We start from the raw sequence: 13475 nt of genomic DNA on the forward strand, positions 1-13475 counted from the left end.
GATGGGTAGGTGAGCATCCTCGGCCGTAAACGCGCGGATCTGCGCATCTATCTGGGTGCCGCGCCCGGCGTCGGCAAGACGTACTCGATGCTCGGCGAGGCGCAGCGCCGGATGAGCCGCGGCACCGACGTCGTGGCCGCGGTGATCGAGACGCACGGCCGCCGCCACACCGCCCAGCAGCTCGCCGGTATCGAGGTGGTCCCGCCGATCCACATCGAGTACCAGGGCGCCTGGCACACCGAGATCGACGTCGAGGCGGTGCTGGCGCGCCGACCCCAGGTCGTCCTCGTCGACGAGCTGGCCCACACCAACACCCCGGGCAGCCGCAACGCCCACCGCTGGCAGGATGTCGAGGAGTTCCTCGATGCGGGCATCACGGTCATCAGCACCGTCAACGTCCAGCACCTGGAGAGCTTGCACGATGTCGTCGGCCACATCACCGGAATCACCGAGCAACAACGCATCCCCGACGAGATCGTGCGCGCGGCCGATCAGATCGAGCTGGTGGACATCACACCGGAAGCGCTGCGGCGCAGGATCACTCACGGCAACGTCGTCGGCCGCGACCGCATCGATGCGGCGCTGGAGGACTACTTCCGCCCCGGCAACTTGTCGGCGCTGCGGCAGCTGGCGCTACTGTGGCTGGCCGACCAGGTCGATGCCGCGCTGGCCAGGTACCGCACCGACAAGAACATCACCGATACCTGGGAGGCCCGCGAACGCGTGGTCGTGGCGGTCTCCGGCGGGCCGGAATCCGAGACGCTGGTGCGCCGCGCCTCGCGGATCGCGTCGCGCTCCGGAGCGGAACTCAAGGTGCTGCACATCGTGCAGGGTGACGGGTTGGTGGCCATCACGCCGCAGCAGAAGAAGATGCTGCGCGAACTGGCAGCCAGCCTCGGCGCGACCATGCACACCGTTGTCGGGGAGGACGTCGCGGCCACCCTGCTGGACTTCGCCCGCAGCGCCAACGCCACCCAGCTGGTGATCGGCACATCGCGGCGCTCGCGCTGGGCGCGGATGTTCGACGAGGGTATCGGCGCCCAGGTGATCGCTCAGTCCGGCAATGTCGACGTCCACATGGTCACCCACCCGGAAGCCCATACCGGCATCTCGTGGTCGCGATCGGCGTTGCCCCGCAAGCGGTTCTGGTCCTGGGCGACCGCGGTGGCCATCCCGGCGATCATCTGCGCGGCCACCACCGGACCGCCCGAGGGTGCCCTCGGTATCGGCGGACAGAGCGCGCTGTTCTTCACCGGCGTGGTCGCGGTGGCGCTGATCGGCGGGATTGCCCCCGCCGCGTTGTGCGCCGTGCTGTCCGGTGTGTTGTTGACCTATTTCCTGGTCAGTCCGGTGCACAGCTTCGCGGTCTACGACGGCGACAGTGTTGTCACCATCGCGGTGCTGCTGGTGGTCGCGGTGGCCGTCGCCATGGTGGTCGACCGTGCCGCCCATCGCGCGGCCGAGGCGCGACGGGCCGCCCGGGAGGCCGAGCTGCTGGCGCTGTTTGCCGATGCGGCGCTGCGGGATGCCGATCTGGACCTACTGCTGGACCGGCTGCGGGAAGCCTACGGGCAGCGCGCGGTGAGCATCGTCTCGGCCGACGGGACGGTGTTGGCCGGTGTCGGGCACGATCCCTGCACCGATGTCGAGTCCGCCGATACCGCAATCGATGTCGCCGATCACGACCATTGGCTGCTGCTGTCGGGAAAGACGTTGACCACCAGGGACCGCCGGGTGCTCAGCGCCGTCGCCGAACAGGCGGTATCGATGGTCAAACGTCAGTCGGCGTAGCGGGCCGCGAACGCCCCCGGTGTCTGTCCGGTGACGCGGCGGAAGTCACGGCTCAGATGGGCCTCGTCGGCATAGCCGAGATCGGCGGCCACCGCCGCCACGGTGGTGGCACCGGTGCGCAGCCGCCAGCTCGCGTCCTGGATGCGGCGCCGGCGCACCAACCACTTCGGGCTCAGCCCGATCCGGTGCCGGGTCAGTCGCTGCAGGCTGCGTTCGGCGATCCCGAAGTGCGCACAGACATCGGCCACCCGGCTCACATCGGGGTTGTCCTCGATATGGGCGACGATGTCGTTGACCACGCCGCCCTGCTCGTCGACCGGCAGGAAGCGGCGCAGGAACTGCGCATAACAGTCGACGGCCGCCGATTGCGCCTGCGGCGCGGCGGGATCGCTCGACATGATGGCGCGGATCTGCCCTGCCAACTCCGCACCCGGAGCACCGAGCAGATCGGCGAGCTCGACGTGGGTATCGGTCCGCCGAGATACCGAGCCACCGGTGATCAGCGCTCCGGCGGCGGGCTCGAACATCACCCCGGCCGCCCAGCCGGCACCGGTCAGCGGGGTTGCAGCCAATCCCGAGGCGGGCCCGTAGAAACGGGCGTAGGCGTCGGTGATCACCATCAGGCACACCGGGTACTGCAGCACCTGCTGGGTGAAGGTCTCCCCCGCAGGCACCCGCCATACCGGAAACCAGAACCGCCGCACCAGACCGTCGAGGTCGGCGGGTGCAGCGGGGCGCACGATGTGGATGGCGGCGCGGTGCGCCGGGTCCAGCAGGTGGGCGGGCTCATCGGCGACGGTGTTGTCCGCCCGATCGGTGCTGTCGGGTCTGTCGGGTTTGTCCAATCCGCTCGCCATCTCGCCGCCTAACGTCTGGCCCATGACGGATTCGAGTGTGGCAGAAACCTACGCGAGCCTGGCCGACGGGATGGCCGGCGTGATCGCCTCGGTTCCCCCGCAGCGATGGGACGCCGCGAGCCCGTGCGAGGGCTGGTCGGCACGCGATGTTCTCGCCCATCTGGTCGACACCCAGCGCGAGTTCTTCGAGCGTCACGAAGTCGCACTGCCGCTGCGACCGGACCTTGCCGATCCGGTGGCCGCCTGGTCCGCACACACCGCCGCGATCCGCGAGATCCTGGCCGATCCGCAGGTACCCGCGCGCACCTTCGACGGCCATTTCGGTCCGACCACCATCGGCGAGACCCTGCTGCAGTTCTACGGTTTCGACCTGATCGCGCACCGCTGGGATATCGCCGCGGCGACCGAGTCCGGCTACCGCTTCACCGACGGCGAACTGGATCGGTTGGAGGACGGCATCGCCGCATTCGGTGATGCCATCCGCATGGAGGGTGTCTGCGGTCCAGCCGTCGAGGTCGGCCCCGACGCGGATCGGCAGAGCCGGGTGCTCGCGGTGCTGGGCCGGCACGGCTGACGGACATGCCACCGGGACGCTTGGGCGAGATCGGCTCCAGGGTCGCCCGTGGAAGGCACCAACGCCGATGCCGCGACCCTCAGGCCGATCTCGGCCAAGCATGCGTGGGGGTATACCGGACCCGTACGCGGTTTCCGACCGTTGCAACCACGTTGCAACGTGACTCAGATTACGGTTCTCCCCATGTCCGGATACCGCGCGATCTTTGACGCCTCCATCTCCGACCCGGAGACGTTCTGGGCCGACGCCGCCAAGGCCGTCACCTGGACCAGGGAACCGCACCGTGTGCTCGACGACAGCAATCCGCCGTTCTACCGGTGGTTTCCCGACGGTGAGCTCAATACCTGCGCCAACGCGCTGGATCGACACATCGACGAACGCGGTGACCAGGCCGCGCTGATCTACGACTCCCCGGTCACCGGGACCAAGCGGACATACACCTACCGCGAGTTGCTCGAGGCGACCGCGCGGTTCGCCGGTGTGCTCAAGGGACTCGGCGTCGCCAAGGGCGACCGGGTGGTCATCTACATGCCGATGGTGCCCGAAGCGGTCATCGCCATGTTGGCCTGCGCACGGCTCGGCGCCGTGCACTCGGTGGTGTTCGGCGGGTTCGCCGGCCATGAGCTCGCGACCCGCATCGACGATGCCCGGCCGACCGTGGTGGTGTCGGCCTCCTGCGGTATCGAGCCGACCCGCACCGTCGAGTACAAGCCGATGCTGGATACCGCGCTGGAGCTGGCCGAGCACTCCACCCCCAAATGCGTGATCCTGCAGCGCGAGCAGCATCCGTGCGAGCTCGTCGAGGGCCGCGATATCGACTGGGCTGAGGCCATGGCTAAGGCCGAACCCGCCGACCCGGTCCCGGTGGCCGCCACCGACCCGCTCTACGTGCTCTACACCTCCGGCACCACCGGCAAGCCCAAGGGCATCGTCCGCGACAACGGCGGGCACGCGGTCGCGCTGCTGTGGACCATGCGCAACATCTACGACCTCAACCCCGGCGAGGTGTTCTGGGCCGCCTCCGATGTGGGCTGGGTGGTCGGGCATTCCTACATCGTCTATGCGCCGCTGTTGTTCGGCGCCACAACGGTTCTCTACGAAGGCAAACCGGTCGGCACCCCCGACGCCGGCGCATTCTGGCGGGTGGCCGCCGAGCACAAGGTCAAGGCATTGTTCACCGCGCCGACGGCGATCCGGGCCATCAAGAAGGAGGACCCGGACGCCCGCCATCTCGGCGACTATGACCTGTCCGGGCTGAAGTACCTGTTCCAGGCCGGTGAGCGGTTGGACCCAGGCACCTATGAGTGGGCCTCGGACAAGCTCGGCATCCCGATCATCGACCATTGGTGGCAGACCGAGACCGGCTGGGCGATCGCCGCCGACCCGATGGGCATCGAGCAGTTGCCCGTCAAACCGGGTTCGGCGACCGTGCCGATGCCCGGCTACGACGTCCGGGTGGTGCGTCCCGATGGGTCCGAATGCGATGCGGGCGAAGAGGGTTCGATCGTGGTGAAGCTGCCGCTTCCGCCCGGCACGCTGCCGACGCTGTGGGGTGAGGACGACCGATTCGTCTCGTCCTACCTACGCGCATTCGACGGCTACTACCTGACCGGCGACGGCGGGCACATCGATTCCGACGGCTATCTGTTCGTGGTCGGCCGCACCGATGACGTCATCAACGTAGCGGGCCACCGGATGTCGACGGGGTCCATCGAGGCCGTGCTGGCGACCCACCCGGCGGTCGCCGAATGCGCGGTGATCGGTGTAGCCGACGATCTCAAGGGGCAGGTTCCGCGGGCGCTGGTGGTGCTCAAGTCCGGGTTCAGCGCCGACGGACTCGATACCGAATTGGTCGAGGCGGTCCGCAACGATATCGGTGCGGTCGCGAGCTTCAAGCTCGTGGATGTCGTTGCCGCGCTGCCCAAGACCCGCTCGGGCAAGATCCTGCGCAAGACCATGCGGGGTATCGCCGACGGCAAGGACGAGCCGGTGCCCTCGACCATCGAGGATCCCTCGGTGCTGGAGGCGTTGAAGCAGACGCTGCGGCCTCACCTCGGATAGGCCAGCACCGGCCCGTCCACCGCGAGTCCGACGCGTTGTCCGGCCGACCAGCTTCGGGTGGCAGGCAGCCGCAACATCAGTGCGGTCCCGTCGCCCAGCACCACGTGTACACCGAGTTCTGCTCCGTAGAAACGACATTCGGTCACCGTGGCCTGCGCACCGTCGGCGGGATCAACGACGTGCACCCGTTCGGGGCGCACCACCACCGTGACCGGCCCATCGGGCGGTGCGACCTGCGGCCGGTGGGTGCCCAAGGCGCAAGTGAGCATGCCGCCGCGGATATCGCCGTCGAGCTCGACGGTGCCTCCGACGAATCGGGCCACCTCGAGGTTCGCCGGCCGGTCATACAGTTGCGCCGGTGGCCCGTGCTGGGCCACCCGCCCGGCGATCAGCAACGCCACCGAGTCGGCGAGCGAGAGTGCCTCGGACTGATCGTGGGTCACCAGCAGCGCGGTGGTCCGTGTCGAGCGCAGAATTGTCGCGATCTCCTCGCGGACGCGTATCCGCAGCCCGGCGTCGAGTGCGGCGAACGGCTCGTCGAGCAGCAGCACGCTGGGTTCTGCGGCCAACGCGCGCGCCAGCGCCACGCGCTGCTGCTGGCCGCCGGAGAGCTGATGTGGCCGAGCATCGGCGAAGCCGTCCAGGCCGACCACACCCAGCCAGTGTTCGGCGATGGCGGTATCGGATCGGCGCGCACGGTCCAGGCCGAAGGTGACATTTCGCCCCACACTCAGCTGCGGGAACAGCGCACCCTCCTGCGGCATCAGTCCCACCCGCCTGCGGTGTGCGGGTACCGAGCCGTCCCGACGGCCGGTGCCCGCACCCACCACCGGCACACCGCCCACGCTCACCGCACCGCCGTCGGGTTCCTCGAATCCGGCGATGATGCGCAACAGCGTGGTCTTACCGCATCCCGACGGCCCGAGAACCGCGGTGATGTGGCCGTTCGCCACCTCCAGATCGATCCCGTCCAAAACGATGCGATCCGCGAAGTGTTTGGTGACACCCTCGACCCTGATGCCACTGGGTGATCCGGTCGCCTGCTCAGTCACGGCCATCTCCGGTACCGATGTTGGCGCTCCACAGACCGAGGACGGCGGTGGGGATGGCGGCGAACACCAGCAGCGCGGCGGCATACGGTGCGGCGGCCGCGTAATCGCTGACGAAGCTGTGTCCCCACAACTGGGTGGCCAGTGTGCTGGTCCCGGTGGGATGCAAGAGCAGGGTGACGGGAAGCTCCTTCATACAGGTCAGCAGCACCAGGGCGGCACCGGCTGCGACGGCGGGTGCCGCGCCGCGGGCGGTGACGGTGCAGAACGCGGACAGGGGGCTGCGGCCCAGCGATCGGGCCACCTCTTCCAGCCGAATGGGTGCGGCTTCCACCGCCGAGCGGATTGACCCGACGGCCAGCGGCACGAACAACACGGCGTAGGCGAGGATCAGCAGCGGCTCGCGCTGATAGATGGGGCGCAGCAACAACACCCCGACCGAGACCATCGCGATCGCCACGACGATCGAGGGCAGCCCGTGGGACAGATAGGCCGCTCCCTCCAGCATCCGGGTGGTGCGGGTGCGGTACCGCGCGGCGAGCACGCCGAGCGGTAAGGCGGCCGCGGTGCACACCACCGCGGCGACGCCGGACAACCAGACCGTCGCGCCGAGTGCCGCCCACCACCGCTGCGCGTCGAAGCGCACGCCACCGGCGAGCAACCATTCCCCCAGCGCGACGAACGGGACGATCAAGGCCGCGGTCAGCACCACCGCCACCGGTAACCACGCGACCACCTTCCAGCGCCCGAGCCGATTGACCGGCGCCGGCCGCGGCGCGCCCGACCCGATCCGCGACGCCGCCGCCCGGCCACGCGCCCGGTGCTCGGCCAGCACCAGTGCGACCGCGAGGACCAACAACACCAGCGACAGCACCGCCGCCCTGGCCGGATTGAATCCCGACCGGTAGGACCCGTAGATGACCCAGGTGAACGCCTCGTACCGCATCGCGGCGACCGCACCGAAGTCACTCAGGACGTAGAGCGCCACCAGCAGTGCACCCGCGGCGATGGCCGCACGCGCCTGCCGAAGGGTGACCCGACTCAGCACGGCAAAACCGTTGAGCCCCAACGATCTCGCCACCTCTTCCTGAGCCGGGTCGCTACGGGCCAGCGCGGCCAGGGTGGGCATCATGATCAGCGGATAGCTCACCAGCGTCAGGACCAGTACGGCGCCCCAGAAACCGGCGATACCGGGGGCGGTGGACACCCACAGATAGCTCAGCAGATAACTCGGCATGGCCAACGGCAACGTCAGGGCGATCGTCAGCGCTCGGCGGGCCGGGATATCGGTGCGCCGGATCAGCACCGCGAATCCGACGCCGAGCACCACACAGGCGACGGTGACCACCACCACCAACAACGCCGACCGCCCCACCAGTGCCGCGGTGCGCGGCTGGATCAGTTCGCGGGCAACGAATCCGAGACCGCGCTCGTTGGCGCGTTGAGCCAGATACCACAGTGGCAACAGCAGCCCGGCCACGACGACGGCGGCCGCGGCCACCAGTGTCAGCGGTGCCCGCGGCCGCCCGTCGCGGCGCGATCTGGTCAGGTTCAGTTGGTGAGCAGCCCGGTCTCGACCAGCAGCTCCTGTGTCGTCTCGACATCGTCGAGTTGCGAGAGATCGACGGCGGGAGGCTGCAATTGGGCCAGCGGGGGCAGCGCCGCGCTGGGCGTGACGCCCTCGACCAACGGGTATTCGGCGGTCTCGGTCGCGAAATACTCCTGCGCGGCGGTGCCGACGAGGTAGGCGGCGAATTCGTTGGCCTGCTCGGCGTGCGGCGCGGACTTCAGCACGCCGACCCCGGCCACGTTCACCAGTCCGCCCGGATCTCCGGCAGCCATGTACTGGTTCTTGGCGACGACGTCGTCGGCGGAGGTGCTGTCGATCAGCTCGTAGAGGTAATAGTGATTGGTCAGACCCATCGGCAGCTCACCGGAGTTGATCGCGTCGCGCATCGGACCGTTGCCCTCGAACGCGCGCGGCTCCTGGGCCGCAAAGGCCTCCAGCCAGTCCTTGGCGCCCTGCTCACCGCGCAGGACCCGCAGGCCGGTGACGAACGACTGCCATGATGCGTTGCTCGGCGCATAGCCGATCTTGCCTCGCCACTGCGGGTCGAGCAGGCCGTCGATCGTATCCGGCACGGCGGGAGCAAGTTCCGGGTTGTAGGTGAGAACGCGCGCGCGGCCCGACACCCCGACCCACGTCCCGTCGGCTGCCGAGTACGCCGCGGGCACCGCCGCCAACGTCTCGGCTTCGATGGGCGCGAACAGTCCGGCCGCCGACACCGCCCCCAACGCACCGGCATCCTGGGACAGGAACACATCGGCCGGTGACGCGTCGCCCTCGGTGATCAGCTGTGCGGCAAGCTCTCCGGATCCGGCGTAGCGCACCTCGACACCGATCCCGGTGGCCTCGGTGAAGCGTTCCAGCAGCGGGCCGACCAGATCCTCACTGCGACCCGAGTACACCACCAGCTGATCGCCCGCGCCGGCCTGCGCACCTTCGGACTGCCCGGAGTCCGACCCACATGAGGTCAGCGCCACGGCGAGCACGGCGGCTCCGGCCAGCGCAGAGGCTTTGGCGGCCAAACGAAATCTCTTCACCGACATATGGGCGCAGTGCCACCTTTCACGGAAGGCCGATCACGGTCAGACTTGGCTAGCCTATCCGAACACGCGATTGGTTCCTGAGCGCATTCTCAGCGAGCCGGCGGCTGCAGAGTCAGGCGCGACAGCGCTTTTCGGCATCACCTCGTGAGTGACGAATCACCGTGAACCAGGCCTTGTCTCGGAGCAGCCGCAGTCCATTGAGAGCGACGATGATGGTGGATCCCTCGTGACCGGCGACACCCAGTGGCAGCGGTAGATGCCAGAACAGGTCCCACACCACGAGTACCGCAATGAAACTCGCGGCGATGACGAGATTGGCGATCACCACGCGTCGCGTCCGCCGGGCCAGCGCCAGTGCGGCGGGGACGGTCGCCAGGTCATCACGCACCGTGATCGCGTCGGCGGTCTGTAGCGTGACATCGGAACCGCTGCGGCCCATGGCAATCGAGACATGCGCTGCCGCCATGGCCGGAGCATCGTTGACACCGTCGCCGACGACCAGCACCCGCTCGGCACGTGCGCGCACCGCGTCGACCTTCTGGTCGGGAAGTAACTCGGCACGAACCTCCATACCGAGTTCATTGCCCAGTCGTTGGGCGGCACAATGGTTGTCACCGGTCAGCAGCAGCGGCGGACGCCCGGTGGACCGATGCAGATCGGTGACGACATCGGCGGCACCCTGGCGCACCGTGTCGCGCAATCCGATCACCCCGGCACACTCACCGTCGACGGCCACCACCACCGCGGTGGCACCCGAGGACTCCAGTTCGGCCACCGAGCCGGGCACCGGGCAGTCAAGCGCGGCCGGGCTGATCACCTCCACGTGCCGCCCGCCCACCAGCGCACTGACACCGCGACCCGGGAGCGCGCGGAACCGGGTCACCGACGCGATCGGCAGTGCCCGTTCGTGCGCCGCTGCCACGATGGCCCTACCCAGAGGGTGCTCGCTGAGTTGCTCGGCGGCCGCCGCGAGCGCGAGCACCGTCTCCGGTGGCTCGCCGATCACCCTTGGACGGCCGGTGGTCAGCGTTCCGGTCTTGTCGAAGGCCACGGCCTGGACGGTGGCCAGCCGCTCCATCACCACGGCAGATTTCACCAGCACCCCGTGCCGGCCCGCAGTGGCGATGGCCGATAGCAGCGCCGGCATGGTCGCCAGCACCAGCGCGCACGGGGAGGCCACGATCATGAACGTCATCGCCCGCAGCAGCGCGCTGCGCAGATCCGCACCGAACAGCAGCGGGACGGTGAACAACGCGAGGGTGGCCCCGACCATGACCATCGAATACCGCTGTTCGATCTTCTCGATGAACAGCTGTGTGCGGGCCTTGGTCGCCGAGGCCTGGCCCACCATCGCCACGATGCGCGCCACCACGCTGTCGGACGGATCGCGGATCACCTCGGCGCGCAGGGCACCCGTGCCGTTCAGCGTGCCCGCAAAGATCTCGTCGCCGACGTGCACCGCCACCGGCAACGGTTCGCCGGTGATACCGGCCTGATCGACATCACTGGCACCGTCGAGCACCGTGGCATCGGCGGAGACCCGTTCGCCGGGCCGGACCAGAATCCGATCCCCGACCCGGAGCTCCGAGACCGGCACCTCGGTCTCGACACCACGCTCTAGGCGCACGGCGCGCTCGGGAGCGAGGTCGAGCAGGGCCCGCACCGAGTCCTCGGTGCGCCGGGTGGCGACGTCCTCCAGCGCACCGGAGGTCGCGAAGATGACGATCAACAGCGCACCGTCGAAGACCTGGCCGATGGCCGCCGCCCCGAGGGCAGCCAGCACCATCAGTAAGTCCACGTCGAGCCTGCGCCGCCCGAGCGCATTGAGCCCGTCAACGGCCGACTGCCAACCACCGGCCAGGTAACACGCCAGATAGGCTGCCCACCAAATGATTTGAGGTGCACCGCCTAGTTGCAGTATCAGCCCGGCGACGAAGAGCGCGAGCGCCCCCGCCGCCCAGCGCACCGACTCCAGCGACCACGCCGAGCGGCGCCGCTGGGCGCCGACCAGCCTTTCCGAATGCTCCACCCCGGTCATCACACATATATACAAACATGTAGAGTTCTACATGTCTAAATGTGCGGGTGACACATGGTTCAATGAGCACATGGGACACGGAGTCGAGGGACGCACACCGCCGGTGGCATCGCTCGACGCCACGTCCGCGGCCAAGGTCGCCGAGACACTGCAGGCGCTGGCCTCCCCCAACCGACTGCTGATCCTCACCCGGCTGCGCCAGGCACCCTGCACGGTGACCGAACTGTCCGGCGCCGTCGGCATGGAGCAATCGGCGGTGTCCAATCAGCTGCGCCTGCTGCGTGCGCTGGGCCTGGTCGCCGGTGACCGCGCCGGGCGCAACATCATCTACCGGCTCTACGACGCACACGTGGCACAGCTCCTCGACGAGGCCGTCTACCACATCGAGCACCTCCGCCTCGGCGCCCGCGACGACACCGCCTGAGCAGATTTGCTCAGCGGCTTCACAGTCCACGCAGAGCCCGCAAACCAACCCCGAGCAAATCCAGATGAGTTTGCGCAAGGCTGCACCGATAATGTGCTGACCTTTGTAGCAAATGCCGGCAATACGGCTGAATTGTTTGCTCCGGTACCGCGTCGCGAGCGCGGGCAGGCATCCCCCCTCACAATTGCGGCCGACCGACCGTGCCGGCGGCGGTTCCCTCACCCCACGCCACCTGCTAACTTCGATCTGTGATGCACCCCATCGGGGGGATGCCGTCTTTTCGACGACTCAGGAGTGGAATCACTGTGAAGACCACGAGCATTGGCGCCGCGTTTGCGGCCGCCGCCATAGCCGCCGCCGGGGCGATCACCGCCTTCACCGCGCCGGCCGCCATCGCCGACGATCACAGCGCCGTCACCACGACCCATCTGGGTAGCCAGGCGCAGCTGCACGACGGCAACATCGTCCAGGGCTGGACCGTCACCGGCCTCAAGGTCAGCACCGACGTCATCCCCGCCCAGATCCACGGCACCTTGTGGGAAGCGACCGCGACCGACGAGGCGCTGCAGGGCAACGCCACCCCGATCGTGTCGAACCTCAACGCCCGCGCCCGCAACGGTGAGACCTACCGCGCGCTGTGGGGCGTCGCGACTCCGCAAGGCGTCAACCCGTCCACCTTGGCCCAGGGCCAGAAGACCACCGGCAAGGTGTACTTCGACGTCACCGGTGAGGCACCCGACAGCGTGGTCTACGCCAACAGTGCTGCCGACCTGATCGTGTGGGTCACCCCGCCGCCGGCGGCCAGCACGGGCACCGGATCCGGTGGCAGCGCGCGCAGCTACCAGGCACCGGCCGCGGCCGAGGCCGCCGAGTCGACCACCGGCACCGAGACCCCGGCACCGGGCGAGCCGGGTGCCGAGACGACCTCCACCCCGGCCACCGCGGCGCCGACCACCGCCCCGGCAGGCAGCCAGGGCACCCCGCTGCCCGCCGGTGCTCCCGAGACCGCTCCGGCTGCCGCCGGCAGCCAGGGCACTCCGCTGCCCGCGGATCAGCCCGGGCTGACGCCGGCCGGTGTCCAGGCCGAACCCGTTCCCGGCGCCGCCGCCGCAGCGGCCGTGCCCGGTGCCCCCGCTCCGGCGGCGGTTCCCGGCGCCCCGGCACCCGCCGCCCCGGCTCCCGGCGCCGTTCCGGCCGCTGCTCCGGCACCTGCCGAGGGCGCGGCTCCCGCGCCCGCCGAGGCCGGCAGCCAGGGCACCCCGCTCCCGGCCGGCGCCGCGCCGACCACCACCCCGGTGATGGCACCGCCCGCCTGATACGTACCAGCTCCAAACGCCGGCGCCCCGGGTCCGAAAAGGACCCGGGGCGCCGGTGTTTGTGTCGCAGAACAGAACTAGGAGTGGGTGCTCCACCACGCGTAGAGATTGTCCAAGGTCGGACCGGCCGGGCGCCCCTGCACCACCGCGAACATCTGGGCGTCGAAATTGGTCCACGCCAGCATCGGGTTGTCGTTCTGGATACCGCACATCAGGGTGCCGCTGACCTCGTGCAGCGACGCATTGTGTCGCCACGGCCCCGGCGACTGGATCCGGCCGGGGCAGTCCACCACGGTCGAGGTGGTGCCCAGGTCGTCGATCGCAGCCTTGAGTGCCGCACTGTCCACCAGCAGCGAGTACGTCGCCGACATGGGTCCGCCGGGATCCTTATTGACGGTGCACGCAATGGTCGCCAATGCCCCGTCGAGGCGGGCCACCGACTTGCACGCCCCGTCGGGGTAACCGCGCGGTAGCACCTTCATCAGACGGTCGTTGTCGTCCTCGCTCTGCTCGGACGTCGGAGCATCCGCTACCTGCGTTGTCTCCGAAGTCTGCTGTCCGGCAGGCTCATCCGGATCCGATGGACTGAGCACAAAATAGGCGACCCCGCCCCCGATGACCAGAACGGCCGCAGCAACACCGGCGATCAGCGCCACGTTCGGACCGCCGCGTGACGGCGGACGCGGGACGATCGGCGGCGGCCCTCCGCCGGAATTCCACGTGCTCACGCCTCTCCCTCCTTCAGCCTCACCGGT

General features: G+C 69.0%; 10 protein-coding genes and 1 pseudogene. 5 read left to right on the forward strand and 6 right to left on the reverse strand.

Annotation, left to right across the window (positions count from 1 at the left end; all coding sequences use genetic code 11):
- Positions 1-9: 9 nt before the first annotated feature.
- Positions 10-1782, forward strand: a pseudogene (locus tag PGN27_RS08870) (sensor histidine kinase); the annotation flags it as partial.
- On the opposite strand, the gene PGN27_RS08875 reads toward PGN27_RS08870, so the two are convergent.
- Positions 1779-2672 (reverse strand): helix-turn-helix domain-containing protein, encoded by an 894-nt coding sequence (locus tag PGN27_RS08875; RefSeq protein ID WP_335325800.1) that lies wholly within the window; start codon positions 2670-2672, stop codon positions 1779-1781. The pseudogene PGN27_RS08870 and the gene PGN27_RS08875 overlap by 4 nt on opposite strands.
- Between PGN27_RS08875 and PGN27_RS08880 the strand changes: the two genes are divergently transcribed.
- Together PGN27_RS08880 and PGN27_RS08885 are read left to right on the forward strand one after the other, a co-directional pair.
- Positions 2671-3222, forward strand: coding sequence for a TIGR03086 family metal-binding protein (locus tag PGN27_RS08880; RefSeq protein WP_335325801.1), 552 nt, complete (start codon positions 2671-2673; stop codon positions 3220-3222). The genes PGN27_RS08875 and PGN27_RS08880 overlap by 2 nt on opposite strands.
- Positions 3223-3270: 48 nt before the next feature.
- The gene (locus PGN27_RS08885; protein ID WP_418888571.1) at positions 3271-5283 is read left to right on the forward strand and encodes a propionyl-CoA synthetase; all 2013 of its coding nucleotides are present in this window, start codon (positions 3271-3273) and stop codon (positions 5281-5283) included.
- Here the strand turns inward: PGN27_RS08885 and PGN27_RS08890 are convergent.
- The 4 genes from PGN27_RS08890 to PGN27_RS08905 form a co-directional block, all read right to left on the reverse strand.
- Complete coding sequence (locus PGN27_RS08890) at positions 5271-6341, reverse strand: ABC transporter ATP-binding protein (RefSeq protein ID WP_335325802.1); 1071 nt, start codon at positions 6339-6341, stop codon at positions 5271-5273. The genes PGN27_RS08885 and PGN27_RS08890 overlap by 13 nt on opposite strands.
- Positions 6328-7842 (reverse strand): ABC transporter permease, encoded by a 1515-nt coding sequence (locus PGN27_RS08895; protein WP_335328674.1) that lies wholly within the window; start codon positions 7840-7842, stop codon positions 6328-6330. The genes PGN27_RS08890 and PGN27_RS08895 overlap by 14 nt, the downstream gene beginning before the upstream one ends.
- 41 nt (positions 7843-7883) lie before the next feature.
- Positions 7884-8942 carry an iron ABC transporter substrate-binding protein gene (locus tag PGN27_RS08900; RefSeq protein ID WP_335325803.1) on the reverse strand — a complete coding sequence of 353 codons (1059 nt, stop codon included), beginning with the start codon at positions 8940-8942 and terminating at the stop codon, positions 7884-7886.
- Between the two features lie 112 nt (positions 8943-9054).
- Positions 9055-10980 (reverse strand): heavy metal translocating P-type ATPase, encoded by a 1926-nt coding sequence (locus PGN27_RS08905; RefSeq protein ID WP_335325804.1) that lies wholly within the window; start codon positions 10978-10980, stop codon positions 9055-9057.
- Positions 10981-11050: 70 nt separating this feature from the next.
- Here PGN27_RS08905 and PGN27_RS08910 point away from each other — a divergent pair, with 70 nt between their 5' ends.
- Both PGN27_RS08910 and PGN27_RS08915 read left to right on the forward strand, forming a co-directional pair.
- Entirely contained in the window at positions 11051-11404 is a 354-nt protein-coding gene (locus tag PGN27_RS08910) for an ArsR/SmtB family transcription factor (protein WP_335325805.1), read from the forward strand.
- Between the two features lie 305 nt (positions 11405-11709).
- Positions 11710-12720 (forward strand): MPT63 family protein, encoded by a 1011-nt coding sequence (locus PGN27_RS08915; RefSeq protein ID WP_335325806.1) that lies wholly within the window; start codon positions 11710-11712, stop codon positions 12718-12720.
- Between the two features lie 77 nt (positions 12721-12797).
- On the opposite strand, the gene PGN27_RS08920 is transcribed toward PGN27_RS08915, so the two are convergent.
- Positions 12798-13448: a flagellar basal body-associated FliL family protein gene (locus PGN27_RS08920; RefSeq protein ID WP_335325807.1), complete on the reverse strand. Its 651-nt coding sequence runs from the start codon at positions 13446-13448 to the stop codon at positions 12798-12800.
- Between the last annotated feature and the right edge of the window lie 27 nt (positions 13449-13475).

The sequence above is a fragment of the Mycolicibacterium neoaurum genome (genome assembly GCF_036946495.1).
GTDB classification, from domain to species: Bacteria; Actinomycetota; Actinomycetes; order Mycobacteriales; family Mycobacteriaceae; genus Mycobacterium; species Mycobacterium neoaurum_B.